The sequence below is a fragment of the Amycolatopsis magusensis genome, from assembly GCF_017875555.1.
Classification (GTDB): Bacteria; Actinomycetota; Actinomycetes; order Mycobacteriales; family Pseudonocardiaceae; genus Amycolatopsis; species Amycolatopsis magusensis.
In genome coordinates this window covers 4,451,173-4,465,963 of the sequence record NZ_JAGGMS010000001.1, presented here as the reverse complement: position 1 = coordinate 4,465,963, position 14,791 = coordinate 4,451,173, and the positions used below count along the sequence as shown (strand labels likewise).

The window sequence follows — 14,791 nt, the reverse complement described above, 5'->3', positions numbered from 1 at the left end:
ATGAGCGCACCGGCCGCCCGCCACGCCGCGGCGGTGTCCGCCGGGTCGTCGGTGGCCAGGGAAACCTGCGCTGTCTCGGTCACGAGCCCTCCAGTCCGAACGTGGTGAACGCGGTGCGTTCCGGCAACGGGTAGACCGTACGCCCGCTGATCGCGTTGAGGATGCGCGCCGAGCGCCAGGCCGCCAGGCCGAGGTCCGGCGCGCCGACGCCGTGGGTGTGGCGTTCGGCGTTCTGCACGAACAGCGAGCCGGTGACCTCGGGCGGCAGCGCCAGCCGGTGGTCCCGGCCGATCACCGGGCGGCCGCTGCCGTCGCGGGCGCAGTCGCCGGTGAACGGGGCCAGCGTCTCGGTGTAGCCGGTCGCGGCGACCACCGCTCCGGTGTGGACGGTCGCGGCCGAGCCCTGTTCGGGGTGCCGCACCCGGAGTTCGATACCGCCGTCCGAGTACTCGGCGCCGACCACCTCGACGCCGGGCGTGAGCGTCACCGACGGCCAGGCACCACCGATGCTCAGCTCGTACAACTCGTCGTGGATGGCGGCGATCGTCTCGGCGTCGATGCCCTTGTACAGCTGCCACTGCGACGGGACGAGCCGATCGCGGACCGGCTCGGGCAGGCCGTGGAAGTAGTCCGTGTAGTCCGGGGTGAACTGCTCGAGCCCCAGTTTCGAGTACTCCATCGGCGCGAACGAGCGGGTCCGGCTGAGCCAGCGCAGCCCGTGCGGCCGGGCCCGCAGCAGGTCCAGGAACACCTCGGCGCCGGACTGCCCGGAGCCGAGCACGGTGACCGAGCGCGCGGCGAGCAGTTCCTCCCGCGCGTCCAGGTAGCCCGCCGAATGGACGGCGAGCACGCCGGGATCGTCGACCAGCTGCCGCAACGCTTCCGGCACCCGCGGCGACGTGCCCACGCCGAGCACGACGTTGCGGGCCAGCACCGGCTCCCCCTCCTCGAACGACAGCGAGAAGGCCTGCTCCCCGGTGTTCCAGCGCACGTCCGCCACCGTACGCCCGAACCGGCACGACGGCAGCCGCTCGCTGGCCCAGCGGCAGTAGTCGTCGTACTCCGCCCGCGGGATGTGGAAGCGCTCGGAGAAGTAGAACGGGAAGAGCCGGTCCTTGGCGCGCAGGTAGTTCAGAAAGGACAGTTCGCTGGTCGGGTCGGCGAGCGAGACCAGGTCGGCGAGGAACGGCACCTGCAGCGTGGTGCCTTCGATGAGGAGCCCGGGGTGCCAGCGGAATTCGGGCCTGCGGTCGAAGAAGACCGCCTCGAGGTCCGGCACCCGGGCGGCCAGCGCGGCCAGCGACAGGTTGAACGGGCCGATCCCGACGCCCGCCAGGTCCACCGGCCGGTTCACGAAAGGACCCGCTCCTCTCCGGCGGCGGCCATCTCCGCGGCCGTCCGCCCCACCAGGTCCAGCAACGGCCGGTAGTCCGCCGCGGTGGCCGCGGGGTTGAGCAGGGTCAGCTTGAGCCACACCTGGTCGGCGCCGCCGGGACCGGTGGGCATGGTGGCGCGGCCGAGCACCGCGGTGCCCGCCTCCAGCAGGGTCCGCCGGATCCGCACCACCACCTCGTCGGAGACCCGCGGCCGGAAGAGCACAGTGGACAGTGACGGCGCGGCCCACAACCGCAGCCCGGGATCGGCGGCCACGTCCTCGGCCACCTCGGTCGCGGTGTCGCAGCAGTGCGCGACCAGCCGCCCGAGTTCCCGGTGGCCCAGCGCGTGGAAGGTGACCGCCATGCGGAAGGCGTCGGGCCGCCGCGAGGTCCGGATCGAGCGGCCGAGCAGGTCCGGCAGCCCGGCTTCGGTGTCGTCGTCGGCGTTGAGGTACTCGGCCCGCACGTTCAGCGCTTCGAGCCGGGTGGCGTCGCGGCAGGCGAGCAGCCCGGCCGCGACCGGCTGCCAGCCGAACTTGTGCATGTCCAGCGCGACCGAATCCGCCTCGGAGAGCCCGGCCAGCAGTTCGGCGTGCGCCGGGCTGAACAGGGCCATCCCGCCATACGCGGCGTCGACGTGCAGTTGCGCGCCCGCGGCCCGGCACACCACCGCGATCTCGGCCAGCGGATCGATCTCGCCGGTGTTCGTGGTGCCCGCGGTCGCCACCACCACGGCGGGTTCGGTGAGCGCGGCCAGCGCCTCGGCGAGCGCGTCGGGCCGGAGCCGGTCGCCGTCGCAGGCGACCACCACGGGCGCGGGCAGGCCAAGCACCCACGCCGCGCGCGCCACGCTGTGGTGCGCGTTCGTCCCGCAGACCGGAACCACCCGGCGGCCCGGCGCGTGCTCCCGCGCGAGCAGCAGCCCGAGCAGGTTCGATTCGGTACCGCCGCTGGTCACCACGGCGTCGGGGGCAGTCTCGTCAGGGAAGCACACCCGCGCCAGCGCCCCGGTGAACTCCCGTTCCAGCTCACTGGCCACCGGCGCCTGGTCCCACGAATCCATCGACGGGTTCAGCGCGGCGGCCACCACGTCCGCGGCCACCGAGACGGCCAGCGGCGGGCAGTGCAGGTGCGCGGCACACCAGGGATCCGCCGGATCCACCGAACCCGCGGCGAGCAACGCGGTCAGGTCGGTGAGGGCGCGTTCGGCCCCCACCCCTTCGGCGGGCACCGAACCGGCCGGGAGCACGGCCGCCAGTTCGGCGGCCACCGCGGCGGGACCACCACTGGGGGCGGGCCCGTTCCGTTCGGCCGCACCCCGCGCGAAACCCCTGAGCGCGAAGGGAATCAGTTCGGCCAGCCGCTCGTGCCCGGCCGTCCCCCCGGCCAGTGCCGGTTCCCCGCGCGAGTTCGCCACACGTCCTCCTCGGTAAGGTATGCCTACCCTGAACAAGGGTACGGACCTCCGTCCACCGACCCATCATGTGGGTGGCCGGGCGCGCGGCGGTTCCGCCATCCGGTCTACCTCCCGCTCGCCGGGGTAAGTTCGCCCCGGAGGTGAGCACGTGCGGTTCCCGGTACTGGGGGCGATCGCCGCCGGTGGCGCACTCGGCAGCCTTGCCCGATTCGGCCTTTCCGCGGCTTTTCCGCACCCGCCGGGCGGTTTCGCGGTGTCCACAATGTTCGTCAACGCGACCGGCTGCCTGCTCATCGGCGCGCTGTACGCGTCCACCGATCGGGTGCTGCTGCGGGCGTTCCTCGGCACCGGCGTGCTCGGCGGCTACACCACGTACTCCACCGCCGTGCTCGATGCGTTGCGAGCGGTCCAAACGGGGAATCCCTGGCCCGCCGTCGCTTACACCTTCGTGACACTCACCGTCTGTCTCGCGGCGGTGGTCGCCGGTATCCGCCTGGCCACCCGAAAGGGCGAAAAGTGACGGCGCTCCTCGTCGCGCTCGGTGGCGCGATCGGCGCGGTGCTGCGTTACCTCGTCGGCCGTGCCCTCAACGCGCGCTTCCCGTGGGGCACTTTCGCGGTGAACGTGGCCGGTTCGGCGCTGCTCGGTTTCCTGGCCGGGACCACCGGCGCCACGCAGGCCCTGCTCGGCACCGGCCTGTGTGGCGCGCTGACCACGTACTCCACCTTCGGGTACGAAACGGTCGACCTGTTCGCCAGGGGACATCGGGCGCGGGCGGTGGCGTACGTGGCCGCGACCTTCACCGCCGGCTTCGGCGCGGCCACGTTCACCCTGCTCGCGGTCAGTTAGGCCGCAGGGCCCGCACCTGCTCGAACGGGTCGCCGCCGGTGGGCAGCAGGGCGATCACCGGGGTGGTCAGCCCGTTGTCCACATAGGACTGGACGCGCTCTCGGCAGGCCTCGGGGCTGCCGTGCACGATCAGGTCGTCGACCACCTCGTCCGGGATGGCCTCGTTCGCCGCCTTGCGATCGCCCGCCGCCCACGCCCGGTGCATCGGCGCGAGGATCTCCTCGCGGCCCAGCCAGTCGTGGAACTTCGCGTACACCGGCACGGTCAGGTAGCTGCTGATCAGCAGCCGCCCGAGCCCGCGCGCGGCCTCGGCGTCCTCGGTGGGGCAGACGAAGATCCGCGCGGCGAGTTCCGGCTCCTGGCCGAGCACCTCACGCACCTTCGGCACGTCGGTCGGCGCCAGCCAGTTCGTGATGGCGCCGTCCGCCTCCTTGGCGGCCAGCTTGAGCATGCCGGGGCGCAGCGCCGCCAGCATGATCGGCGGCGCCGGGTCCGGGATGCGCTCCAGCCGGAACTTGCTCACCGAGAAGGTCGGGTACTTCTCGGTGACCTTCTCCCCCGCCAGCGCGGCACGCAGGAAGCGCAGCGTGTCCCGCGTCTTCGCGAACGGTTCGGCGAACTCGGTGGCGTTCCAGCCTTCGACGATCACCGGTGACGAGGTGCCGATGCCGAGCACGAACCGCCCCGGCGCGCATTCGGCCAGCGTCGCCGCGCTCATCGCGAGCAGGCCGGGACCCCGGGTGTACACCGGCACGATCGCGGTGCCCAGGCGCAGCGAAGGCGCCCACTGCGAAGCCAGCAGCAACGGCGAGAACGCGTCGGTGCCCGCGGTCTCGGCGGACCAGGCGTCGGTGTAGCCGAGATCGGGCAGCTCCTGCACCAGTTCCCGGTGCGCGGCCAGCGGGACCCCGGTGAACGGGATCGTGATGCCCCAGCGGTTCACGCGGTCTTTCCTTCCGTAGTCCGGTGTGCTTCCAGTTCCCGGTGCAGCCAGTCGACCTGCAGCCGCAGCAGGTTCTCGGCGACGGTCTCGGTCTGCGGGGTCATGTGCGTCGCGCCGGCCAGCGGCAGGAACGTGTGCGCCCGCCCCGCCGCCAGCAGCGCCGAGGACAACCTCAGCGTGTGCGCCACGAACACGTTGTCGTCCGCCAGGCCGTGCACCAGCAGCAGCGCGCGCCGCAGGTCCCCGGCGCCGGCGATCAGCGAGTTCCGCTCGTAGCAGTCGGCGTCGGCCTGCGGCGTGCCCAGGTAGCGCTCGGTGTAGTGCGTGTCGTACAGGGACCAGTCGGTGACCGGCGCGCCCGCGACCGCCGCGTGGAACACGTCCGGGCGCCGGAGCACCGCCAGCGCGGAGAGGTAGCCGCCGTAGGACCAGCCGCGGATGCCGACCCGGCCGAGGTCCAGCGCGGGGTGCCCGGCCGCGGCCGCGAGCAGCGCGTCCACCTGGTCGGCCAGCGTGACTTCGGCCAGCTCGCGGGAGATCTCCTTCTCCCACGCCGGACCGCGGCCCGGCGTGCCGCGCCCGTCGGCGACCAGCACGGCGAACCCCTGGTCCGCCAGCCACTGCGGGTTCAGGAAGGCGTTGCGGCTCTGCAGCACCCGCTGCGCGTGCGGACCGCCGTAGGGGTCGAGCAGCACCGGCAGCTTGCCCTGCTCGGGCCGGTACCCGGTGGGCAGCAGCAGCGCCGCGCGCAGGCCGCGCTCGCCCAGCGTCAGCCAGGTCAGGTTCGGCTCCAGCCCGGGGTCCACTGTGGACGAGACCACCTTGGCCACCGGCTTCGCGTCCGCCAGCACGGTCACCTCGGGGCCGCTGTGCTCCAGGCTCCACGAGGAGAGCACGGTGACCGCCGCCGAACCGGCCCCGATGTGCACGCCGTCCGAAAGGGACAGCCGCTGCACGCCGTCGCCGCCGGTGCGGTAGACGTGGATCTGCGTCGGGTCCTCGGCCGAAGCGCTGAACAGCACCTCGTCACCGGCGTGGAGCACCGAGCGCACCTGCAAGCCCGCTTCGGTGACCGGCCGGTTGTCCACGAACAGTCGGTAGGTGTCCTCGGAGACGCCGACGCGCACCAGCTTCCCGTCCGCCGTCCACGCCGGTGACCCCGGGACCAGCTCGACCCAGTGCTCGTCGGTCTCGGCGTGCAGCAGGAAGGTGGAGCCGTCGCGCACGTCCACCGAGCGGATCTCCAGCCGCCGCTGGTCCCGCGGCTGCACCGCGATCAGCGGCGGGCCGCCCGCCGACCAGTGCACCGAGGCCAGGTACTCCCAGTCACCGCGTTCGACGTCCACCCGGCTGCCGTCCAGCCCGATGATCGACAGCGAGACGTCCACATTGGCCGAACCGGCGGCCGGGTAGGCCACGGTGTGCACGCCGGCCTCCGGGTGCGCGGGGTCGGCGATGTTCCAGCGCGGCACCGAAGCGCCGTCGCTGCGTTCCACGAGCAGCCGGTCCCCCTCGGGTGACCACCAGTACCCGCGGGCGCGGCCCATCTCCTCGGCCGCGATGAACTCGGCGAGCCCCCAGGCGAGGTGCTCGCCGGGCTCGTCGACCAGCAGGCGGTCCTCGCCGGTGGCGAGTTCGAGCACCCGCAGCCGCCGGTCCCGCACGTAGGCCACGTGGGTGCCCGCCGGGTTCGGCCGCGGGTCGATCACCGCGGTGTCCACCAGCGTGGTGATCTCCCCGGAGCTCAGGTCGACGGTGTACAGCTTGCCGGAGAGGCTGAACGTGGCCAGCCGGAACGCGGCGTCGACCGCGTACCCGACCACGCCGCCGGAGGTCTCGCGGCTGCGCTCGCGGCGCGCCCGCTCCTCGGGTGGCAGGTCCTCCTCGCCCGGCAGCAGCTGAGCGGCGTCGACCACCTTGGTCTCGGTGCCGGTGCCCAGGTCGAGGTTCCACAGGCTGTTCCGCCGGTCGACCCCGGATTCGGCCCGCAGGAACAGCACCCGGCCGCCGTCCGGCGAGATCCGGAAATCCTTGGGCGCGCCCAGGGTGAACCGCTGGGTGCGGGCCTGCTTCCGGAGAAAGGAGACGTCGTCACTCACGGGCAGCACTCTGACAGACGCGCCACCAAATGGCTACGGCAGCGCTTTCGCCGCGTCCAGCGCGGCCAGCTGGGCCGCCACGTCGTAGCCGGGGTCGGGGTAGACCGGCGCCATCTCGCGCAGGGTTTCCAGCAGCAGCCCGGCGACCGCCCAGTTCCGGTACCACTTGCGGTCGGCGGGCACCACGTACCAGGGCGCGACGGCGGTCGATGTCTCCTTCAACACGCCGTGGTAGGCCTGCTGGTAGTCGTGCCAGCGCCCGCGGGCCTCGAGGTCGTCCGGGGTGTACTTCCAGCGCTTGGCGGGGTCGTTCAGGCGACCGCGCAGCCGTTCGAGCTGCTCCTCCGGGGAGATGTGCAGGAACACCTTGACGATCGTCGTCCCGGCGTCGGTCAGCTCGCGCTCGAAGGCGTTGATCTCCTCGTACCGCTGCGCCAGTTTCGCCCCGCCGAGCTGCCCGAGCACCCGCGGCACCAGCACGTCCTCGTAGTGCGAGCGGTCGAAGACGCCGATCTGCCCGGCGGCGGGCAGCACCTTGCGCACCCGCCACAGGAAGTGCTGCCGCCGCTCGGCCGGGGTCGGCTTCTTGAACGCCTGGTACCGGACGCCCTGCGGGTTCACCATGCCGAGCACGTGGCGGACCGTGCCGCCCTTGCCGGAGGTGTCCATGCCCTGCAGCACCAGTAGCAGGCTGCGACCGTCCTCGGCGAAGAGCCGCTCCTGCAGCTCGTCGAGCTCGGACCCGAGTTCGGGCAGCTCGTCGCGCGCCTTGGCCTTCTTGCCCGGTCCGACCGGGCGGTCACGCGGGTCCGGCAGCTCGACGCCGGAGCCCAGGACCACCCGAAACGCGTCACGCACCGTCATCCGGCGACAGTAGAACACCGGCCGCCCGCCCGCAGCACGCGTCCCCCACAACGATTCGTGGCCGAGAGCGGCGAATTGCGCAACGAACACCGGGTTAAAGCAATGATTTCCGGATGAAGGTTCGTCAGGGAGGACCTAACCTGATCGCATGACGACCTCCGCCGCCGAATACGTGGCCCTCGACGAGCACTGGGGCACGCACAACTACCACCCCCTGCCCGTGGTCATCGCCGAAGGTGAAGGCGCCTGGGTCACCGACGTCGAGGGTAAGCGCTACCTCGACTTCCTCGCCGGTTACTCCGCGCTCAACTTCGGGCACCGGCACCCGGCACTGGTCGCCGCGGCCACCGAGCAGCTGAACCGGGTCACGCTGACCTCGCGGGCCTTCCACCACGACCAGCTGGGCCTGTTCTGCCGCGAACTGGCCGAGCTGACCGGCACCGAGATGGTGCTGCCGATGAACTCCGGCGCCGAGGCGGTCGAGTCCGCGGTCAAGCTCGCGCGCAAGTGGGCCTACCAGGTCAAGGGCGTGCCGGACGGGCAGGCGGAGATCGTGGTGGCCGGGTCGAACTTCCACGGCCGCACCACCACCATCGTCTCCTTCTCCACCGACGAGACCGCGCGGGCCGACTTCGGCCCGTTCACCCCCGGCTTCGTCACCGTGCCCTACGGCGACGCCGACGCGCTGCGTGCCGCCATCGGCCCGCGGACCGCCGCGGTCCTGCTCGAGCCGATCCAGGGCGAGGCGGGCGTGATCGTGCCGCCCGAGGGCTACCTCGCCGAGGCGCGGCGGCTGTGCGACGAGTCGGGTTCGCTGCTGATCGCGGACGAGATCCAGTCCGGCCTGGCGCGCACCGGCAAGCTGCTCGCGCTGGAGCACGAGAACGTCCACGCCGACGTGTACACGCTCGGCAAGGCCCTCGGCGGCGGCATCCTGCCGGTGTCCGCGGTGGTCGGCTCGCGTGCCGTGCTCGGCGTGCTGCGCCCGGGTGAGCACGGCTCGACCTTCGGCGGCAACCCGCTCGCCTGCGCGGTCGGGCGCGCGGTGGTCCGGCTGCTCGCCACCGGCGAGTTCCAGCAGCGCTCCGCCGAACTGGGCGCGCACCTGCACGAGCGGCTGGCGAAGCTGGTCGGCAACGGCCTGTCCGCGGTGCGCGGGCGCGGCCTGTGGGCCGGGGTGGACATCGCGCCCGGCGGCCCGACCGGCCGCGAGGCCTCGCAGGCGCTCGCCGGGCTCGGCGTGCTGTGCAAGGAAACCCACGACCACACGCTGCGGCTGGCACCGCCGCTGGTGATCGACCAGGACGAACTGGACCGCGGGGTCGAAGCGCTGGCCGAGGTCATCGGCGCGCGCTGACTCTGGTTAGCTCCCCGCAGTCACAGCTGGAGGGAGCAGGCCATGGTCAGCGGACGGCGCGAGGCGGCGGAACTGCGGGAGGTCCAGGACCCGGCGGCGGTCCGCGCCCAGGGCAAGGCGCTGCGCGAGGCGGCCCCGCCCGCCGCGCACGACCACGAGGCGACCGGCCCGCGGCGGCCCGGCGTGCTGGAGTTCATCGAAGCCAGCAACGCCGGGCGGCTGCCGTCGCTGGTGCCGCTGCGCATGGGCCGGATGGTCTCGTCGCCGTTCTCCTTCTTCCGCGGCGCCGCCGGGCTGATGGCCGCCGACCTCGCGGACGCGCCGAAGAGCGGCCTGCTCGCGCAGATCTGCGGTGACGCGCACGCGGCGAACTTCGGGCTGTACGGCACGCCGGACGGCGAGATCGTGATGGACATCAACGACTTCGACGAGACCGTGCCCGGCCCGTGGGAGTGGGACGTCAAGCGGCTGGCCACCAGCCTCGTGCTGGCCGGGCGCGAAGGCGGGGTGTCGGCGTCGAAGTGCCTCGAAGCCGCCGAGGACGTGGTGAAGTCCTACCGGCGGACCGTGCGGAGCCTGGCCGAGCTGCCGTTCATGCGGTCGTGGAACGCGCTGCCCAACGCGGCCGCGCTGAGCCGGGTCAAGGCCGACGAGCTGATCGACGACTTCGCCGAGGCCGCGGCCAAGGCACGCAAGAACACCAGCGCCAAGGTGGTGGCGAAGTGGACGCGGGAGAACCGGTTCATCGAGGAGCCGCCGGTGCTGACCCGGGTCGACGACGCGACGGCCGAGGCGGTCACCGGCGGACTGGTGTCCTATGTGGACACGCTGCGGGAGTCGCGGCGGAACCTGATCACCCGCTTCGGCGTCTCGGATGTGGCTTTCCGCGTGGTGGGCACCGGCAGCGTCGGGCTGCGCAGCTATGTCGCGCTGCTGCGCGGCAACACCGACGAATCGCTGGTGCTGCAGGTCAAGGAGGCCCGTCCCTCGTCGCTGGAGCCGTACCTGGACTGCCCGCCCGCCGAGCACGAGGGACAGCGGATCGTGCACGGCGCCCGGCTGGTGCAGGCCGAGACCGACATCCTGCTGGGCTGGACCACGATCGAGGGTCGCGCCTACATCGTGCGTCAGTTCCGCAACATGAAGGGCGACATCGACCCGACCGCCCTCAAGGGCAACCACCTCGACGACTACGGGCGGCTGGCGGGCGCGCTGCTGGCCCGCGCGCACGTGCGCTCCATCGATCCGCGGCTGCTCGCCGGGTACTTCGACGAGGACGAGGACATGGATGAGGCCGTGGGCCGGTACGCCGTGCGCTACGCCGACCAGACCGAAGCCGACCACGCCGAACTCGTGGCCGCGGTCGAGTCCGGCCGCGTCGCAGCCGAGATCGAAACAGACGACTGAGCCCCACTGCTAAGGTGCGGGTGCCCTAGGCCACCGAGCGACACGGAAGTGTATGGAGAACGAGGGATCCAGCGGGGACGCGACGCCGAAGTACCACCAGATCGCGAACAGCATCCGGGCCCGGATCGTCTCCGGCGAGCTGGAGCCCGGGGCGAGCGCGCCCTCGGAGCAGCAGCTCGTGCGCGAGTGGGGCGTCGCGCGCCCGACCGCGGCCGACGCGTTGCGCCTGCTGCGACACCAGGGCTACGTCGAGAGCAGGCACGGCTCGGGCACCTACGTCCGCGCCGACCTGCCCGGCGGCCACGGCAACCGGTTCGCGATGCCGCGCACGCTCGACGTCAGCTTCCCGGCCGAAGCCGGGCTGGTGGTGCTGGTCGCGGAGGAAACCGTCGTGCCACCGCACGTGGCGGACGTGTTCGGCAGCCACGCCGGCAGCCGCGGGCTGCGCCGCCAGGTCCTGGTCACCGAGTCCGGTGGCACGCCGTCGGAACTGCGGACCTCGTGGTTCGGCACGGAGACCGCCGCGCGGGCGCCGGACCTGCTGGACAAGGACCTGCCCCCGGCCGCCGTGGACGAATACGTCAGCACGAGCACCGGCAGACGGCCCGCGTTCGGCCGCGACCAAGTCCGCGCCCGACTCGCCACGCCCGCCGAGCGCAAACGGCTGCAGCTGCCGGGCACCTCGGCCGTCCTGGAGCAACACCTGGCGGTCTTCGACACCGACGGCGACGCGTTCCGCTTCGACGAGTCGGTCTTCCCCGCCGAAGTCTGGAAACTGCTCCATCCATACCCGCTCTCATAGTGGACTATGCCACTCTACCGCCAAGTGGCCTACTCCACAACTCGCCCCCATCCCCCCGCGCCATTGCTATGAGTGGGGCATTACTTGCATTCAACGCTGGGAATGCCCCACTCATAGCATTCGAGGCCTCGCCGCCGCGGCTGGCTCGGGGCCTCGAGTGTGAGCTTCAGCTTCCCGAGTGTGGTGTTCGACTGCCCGAGTGTGTAACTCGGCTTCCCGAGTGTGGGGTTCGGCTTCCTGAAGGTGGGACTCGCCCGGATCGCCGCGTCCGCGAGTCCCACACTCAGGAAGCCGAACCTCACGTTCAGGAAGCCGAAACTCACGTTCGGGCAGGTGAACCGCACACTCAGCGGACTCGGTCGACGCGGCCTTCGGTCCACACTGGTTCGTCGACCTCGCTGACCTCGCCGGAGGCCGCGAAGAGGACGAACCGGTCGAACGAGCGCGCGAACCAGCGGTCGTGCGTGACCGCGACGACCGTGCCGGTGAACTCCGTGAGCGCGTCCTGCAGCGCCTCGGCCGAGATCAAGTCCAGGTTGTCGGTGGGTTCGTCGAGCAGCAGCAACGTGGCGCCGCTCAGTTCGAGCAGCAGCACCTGGAACCGCGCCTGCTGCCCGCCCGACAACGTCTCGAAGCGCTGGTCACCGGCGGCGGCGAGGCCGTAGCGGCTCAGCGCGGCCATCGCCGTGCCGCGGTCCACGCTCCGCCGCGTGTCGTCGCCGCGCCACAGCAGGTCGACCAGCGTCCGCCCGAGCCATTCCGGGTGCTGGTGCGTCTGGGCGAACAGCCCGGGCACCACCCGCGCGCCCAACCGGCAGACCCCGGTGTGCCCCACCGAGTCGTCCCCGCCGAGCAGCCGCAGGAAGTGGCTCTTGCCCGAACCGTTCGACCCCAGCACGCACACCCGGTCGCCGAAGAACACCTCCAGGTCGAACGGCCGCATCAGGCCGGTCAACTCCAATTCCGTACAGGTGATCGCGCGCAGCCCGGTCCGCCCGCCGCTCAGCCGCGGCTTGACCTTCTGCTCCTTCGGCGGCAGCGGCGGCGCGCCGGCCTCCTCGAACTTCCGGAGCCGGGTCTGCGCGGCCCGGTAGCGCGACGCCATCTCGTCGCTCATCGTCGCCGCGCGCTGCAGCGAACGCACCAGCTCGATCAGCTGCTCGTGCTTGTCGTCCCAGCGCCGCCGCAGCTCGGCCATCCGCTCCCCGCGCGCCTGCCGGGCTTCGTGCCAGCGGCCGAACCCGCCGCCGTGCACCCAGGTTGTGCCACCCTCCAGGGTGACGATGTGCGTGGCGGCCGCGGCCAGCAGTTCCCGGTCGTGGCTGACCAGCAGCACCGCCTTACCGGTCTCGGCGAGACGCCCCTCCAGCCAGCGCTTCCCCGGCACGTCGAGGTAGTTGTCCGGCTCGTCGAGCAGCAGCACCTGCTCCGGGCCACGCAGCAGCGCCTCCAGCACCAGGCGTTTCTGCTCACCGCCGGACAGCGTGCGCACCTCGCGGAACCGCGCGCGGTCGAACGGCACCCCGAGCGCGGCGACGGTCACCGTGTCCCACAGGACCTCGATCGCGTAGCCGCCCGCTTCGCCCCACGCCGAGAGCGCTTCGGCGTACCGCATCTGGGTGGTCTCGTCGTCGGTGTCCATCAGCAGCAGTTCGACCGCGTCCAGTTCGGCGGCGGCCTCGCGCAACGGCACCGGCGCGACCGCGAGCAGCAGGTCGCGGACCGTGCGCTCGTCACGCACCGAGCCGATGAACTGCGGCATCACCGCGAGCCCGCCCTGCACCTGCACCGCGCCGGAGAGCGGGGTCAGCTCGCCGCCGAGCAGGCGCAGCAGCGTGGTCTTGCCCGCGCCGTTGTCCCCCACCAGCGCGGTCACCTGCTCCGAGCCGACCCGGAACGACACGTCTTCGAACAGCTGCCTGCCGTCGTCGAGCCGGTAGGACAACGCGCTCGCTTCGAGATGGGCCACCCGCGCATGGTGACCGACCGTGCGCGGGGAAGCGACCGAATTACCCGTAGGCTCGGCGGTATCGACCGGACAGCCACCCTCAGGACCACGGCCACGCTGGGCACCGCGCTGGCCGGGTTCGCCGTGTTCCTCGTACTGGGCCTGCTCTTCGCCGGTGACCGCGGTTTCGCCTCCCCGGACGCGGAAATCGCCACGGCGGTGGAGAACACCTTGGGCGGCAACGAGTTCCTGTTGCGCGTGCTGGTGCTGCCCACCGAGCCGTACGTGCTCCTACCCGCGCTGGCGCTGCTCGCGGTCGGCTGTGCCGTCCGCCGCCACTGGGCCGGACTGGCGCTCACCGTGCTGGCACCGGCGATCGCCGTGCTGCTGTCGAGCTGGGTGCTCAAGCCGTGGTTCGGCCGCTACTACGACGACCACCTCGCCTACCCCAGCGGGCACACGGTCAGCCTGGTGACCACGCTGACCGTCGTGGTGCTGCTGGTCCGGGCAGCCAGGACGGCGTTGCTGGTGGCCGGGATCGGCGTGCTGCTGACCGCCGGCGCCGGGATCGGCATGATCGGCCTGCACTACCACTACGCCACGGACGTGGCCGGTGGCGCCGGGCTCTCGGTCGCGGTGGTGCCGCTGATCGCGGCGGTGCTCACGACCGGGGCGCGGGCTTGGCGGCGTCCCTCGCCAGCGCCGTCAGCCGGCTCACCGCCCGCAGGTACTTCTTCCGGTACCCGCCCTGGAGCATCTCCTCGGTGAACAGGGCCGAAAGCGGTTCGCCGGAGGCCAGTACCGGGATGGCGCTGTCGTAGAGCCGGTCGGCGAAAGCCACCAGCCGCAGCGCCACGCTCTGGTCCGGCGCGGCGGAAACCCCGCGCAGGTGCACCATCGGCACGCCGCGCACGAGCCGCCCGTACCGCGACGGGTGCAGCTTCGCCAGGTAGTCGCACAGCTGCCCGAAGTCGTCCACAGTGGACTCGGGCACCCGGGCGGCGGACGCCTCCAGCTCGTCGTCCGACGCGGGCGGCGGCGCTTCGGGCAGGCCGCGGTGGCGGTAGTCGGGACCGTCCACCCGCACCACGCCGAACCGCGCGGACAGCGACTGGATCTCCCGCAGGAAGTCCTCCGCGGCGAACCGGCCCTCCCCCAGCTTGTCCGGCAGCGTGTTCGAGGTGGCCGCGACGAAGACCCCGGCGTCGGTCAGCTCACGCAGCAGCCGGGTCACCAGCATGGTGTCGCCGGGATCGTCCAGCTCGAACTCGTCGATGGTGAGCAGCCGGTGCGCGGACAACCGGCGCACCGCCTCGGCGAAGCCCAGCGCCCCGACCAGGTGGGTGAGCTCGACGAAGGTGGCATACGCCTTGGGCGAGGGCGACTCGTGCCAGATCGAGGCGAGCAGGTGGGTCTTGCCGACGCCGAACCCGCCGTCGAGGTAGAGCCCCGGCTTGCCGTGATCCTCGCCACCACCGCCGAACAGCGCCTTCCACTTCGACTTCGGCTTGCGCGCGGCGTCCACCCTGGCCGCGAACGCCGAGCAGTCGCGCACGGCGGCGGCCTGGCTGGGTTCTTCGGGGTTCGGCACGTAGGTGTCGAAGCGGACACCGTCGAACCGCGGCGGCGGGACCAGCGAGCCGATCAGCTCCTCCGCGCCCAGCTGGGGGTCGCGATCGATCAGGCGTGGGGGCATGCGGGCGAGCGTAACCCGTGCTGGGATGGGGAC

At 72.2% G+C, this 14,791-nt stretch carries 13 protein-coding genes; 6 read left to right on the top strand and 7 right to left on the bottom strand.

The window, feature by feature from the left end; genetic code table 11:
• Positions 1-79 precede the first annotated feature (79 nt).
• Together JOM49_RS20060 and JOM49_RS20055 are read right to left on the bottom strand one after the other, a co-directional pair.
• A complete protein-coding gene (locus tag JOM49_RS20060) occupies positions 80-1,354 on the bottom strand; it encodes a lysine N(6)-hydroxylase/L-ornithine N(5)-oxygenase family protein (RefSeq protein ID WP_209665800.1) in 1,275 nt (424 codons plus the stop codon).
• The gene (locus JOM49_RS20055) at positions 1,351-2,793 is read right to left on the bottom strand and encodes a pyridoxal phosphate-dependent decarboxylase family protein (RefSeq protein WP_209665799.1); all 1,443 of its coding nucleotides are present in this window, start codon (positions 2,791-2,793) and stop codon (positions 1,351-1,353) included. The genes JOM49_RS20060 and JOM49_RS20055 overlap by 4 nt, the downstream gene beginning before the upstream one ends.
• A gap of 148 nt (positions 2,794-2,941) precedes the next feature.
• On the opposite strand from JOM49_RS20055, the gene JOM49_RS20050 reads away from it, so the two are divergent.
• Together JOM49_RS20050 and JOM49_RS20045 are read left to right on the top strand one after the other, a co-directional pair.
• Positions 2,942-3,313 (top strand): fluoride efflux transporter FluC, encoded by a 372-nt coding sequence (locus JOM49_RS20050; protein ID WP_209665798.1) that lies wholly within the window; start codon positions 2,942-2,944, stop codon positions 3,311-3,313.
• Positions 3,310-3,642 (top strand): fluoride efflux transporter FluC, encoded by a 333-nt coding sequence (locus JOM49_RS20045; RefSeq protein WP_209665797.1) that lies wholly within the window; start codon positions 3,310-3,312, stop codon positions 3,640-3,642. Before JOM49_RS20050 ends, JOM49_RS20045 begins: the two co-directional genes overlap by 4 nt.
• Here JOM49_RS20045 and JOM49_RS20040 read toward each other — a convergent pair.
• Genes JOM49_RS20040 through JOM49_RS20030 form a run of 3 tightly spaced genes read right to left on the bottom strand, consistent with a single transcriptional unit; the run spans position 3,635 to position 7,548 of the window.
• On the bottom strand, positions 3,635-4,585 hold the full coding sequence (locus JOM49_RS20040) for an LLM class F420-dependent oxidoreductase (protein ID WP_209665796.1): 951 nt from the start codon (positions 4,583-4,585) through the stop codon (positions 3,635-3,637). The two genes, JOM49_RS20045 and JOM49_RS20040, sit on opposite strands and share 8 nt — an antisense overlap.
• The gene (locus tag JOM49_RS20035) at positions 4,582-6,684 is read right to left on the bottom strand and encodes a S9 family peptidase (RefSeq protein ID WP_209665795.1); all 2,103 of its coding nucleotides are present in this window, start codon (positions 6,682-6,684) and stop codon (positions 4,582-4,584) included. The genes JOM49_RS20040 and JOM49_RS20035 overlap by 4 nt, the downstream gene beginning before the upstream one ends.
• A gap of 33 nt (positions 6,685-6,717) precedes the next feature.
• Complete coding sequence (locus tag JOM49_RS20030; RefSeq protein WP_209665794.1) at positions 6,718-7,548, bottom strand: PPK2 family polyphosphate kinase; 831 nt, start codon at positions 7,546-7,548, stop codon at positions 6,718-6,720.
• Positions 7,549-7,696: 148 nt separating this feature from the next.
• On the opposite strand from JOM49_RS20030, the gene rocD reads away from it, so the two are divergent.
• The 3 genes from rocD to JOM49_RS20015 are packed head-to-tail and all read left to right on the top strand — an operon-like array spanning position 7,697 to position 11,114.
• The gene (gene rocD, locus JOM49_RS20025) at positions 7,697-8,905 is read left to right on the top strand and encodes an ornithine--oxo-acid transaminase (protein ID WP_209665793.1); all 1,209 of its coding nucleotides are present in this window, start codon (positions 7,697-7,699) and stop codon (positions 8,903-8,905) included.
• Positions 8,906-8,947: 42 nt separating this feature from the next.
• A complete protein-coding gene (locus JOM49_RS20020) occupies positions 8,948-10,312 on the top strand; it encodes a DUF2252 domain-containing protein (RefSeq protein ID WP_209665792.1) in 1,365 nt (454 codons plus the stop codon).
• A gap of 52 nt (positions 10,313-10,364) precedes the next feature.
• Positions 10,365-11,114, top strand: a complete 750-nt coding sequence (locus tag JOM49_RS20015; RefSeq protein WP_209665791.1) for a GntR family transcriptional regulator — start codon at positions 10,365-10,367, stop codon at positions 11,112-11,114.
• A 346-nt stretch (positions 11,115-11,460) separates the two neighbouring features.
• Here the strand turns inward: JOM49_RS20015 and JOM49_RS20010 are convergent, their stop codons facing one another.
• Positions 11,461-13,083 carry an ABC-F family ATP-binding cassette domain-containing protein gene (locus JOM49_RS20010; RefSeq protein WP_209665790.1) on the bottom strand — a complete coding sequence of 541 codons (1,623 nt, stop codon included), beginning with the start codon at positions 13,081-13,083 and terminating at the stop codon, positions 11,461-11,463.
• A 9-nt stretch (positions 13,084-13,092) separates the two neighbouring features.
• On the opposite strand from JOM49_RS20010, the gene JOM49_RS20005 reads away from it, so the two are divergent.
• A complete protein-coding gene (locus JOM49_RS20005; protein WP_372444049.1) occupies positions 13,093-13,830 on the top strand; it encodes a phosphatase PAP2 family protein in 738 nt (245 codons plus the stop codon).
• On the opposite strand, the gene zapE is transcribed toward JOM49_RS20005, so the two are convergent.
• Positions 13,724-14,758 carry a cell division protein ZapE gene (zapE, locus tag JOM49_RS20000; protein ID WP_209665788.1) on the bottom strand — a complete coding sequence of 345 codons (1,035 nt, stop codon included), beginning with the start codon at positions 14,756-14,758 and terminating at the stop codon, positions 13,724-13,726. The genes JOM49_RS20005 and zapE overlap by 107 nt on opposite strands.
• Positions 14,759-14,791: the final 33 nt, after the last annotated feature.

Excerpts from the sequence above, each read along its gene's own strand:
- JOM49_RS20020 (WP_209665792.1), top strand. The coding sequence starts at position 8,948 with ATGGTCAGCGGACGGCGCGAGGCGGCGGAACTGCGGGAGGTCCAGGAC.
- zapE (WP_209665788.1), bottom strand. The coding sequence starts at position 14,758 with ATGCCCCCACGCCTGATCGATCGCGACCCCCAGCTGGGCGCGGAGGAG.
- rocD (WP_209665793.1), top strand. The coding sequence starts at position 7,697 with ATGACGACCTCCGCCGCCGAATACGTGGCCCTCGACGAGCACTGGGGC.
- JOM49_RS20030 (WP_209665794.1), bottom strand. The coding sequence starts at position 7,548 with ATGACGGTGCGTGACGCGTTTCGGGTGGTCCTGGGCTCCGGCGTCGAG.
- JOM49_RS20015 (WP_209665791.1), top strand. The coding sequence starts at position 10,365 with ATGGAGAACGAGGGATCCAGCGGGGACGCGACGCCGAAGTACCACCAG.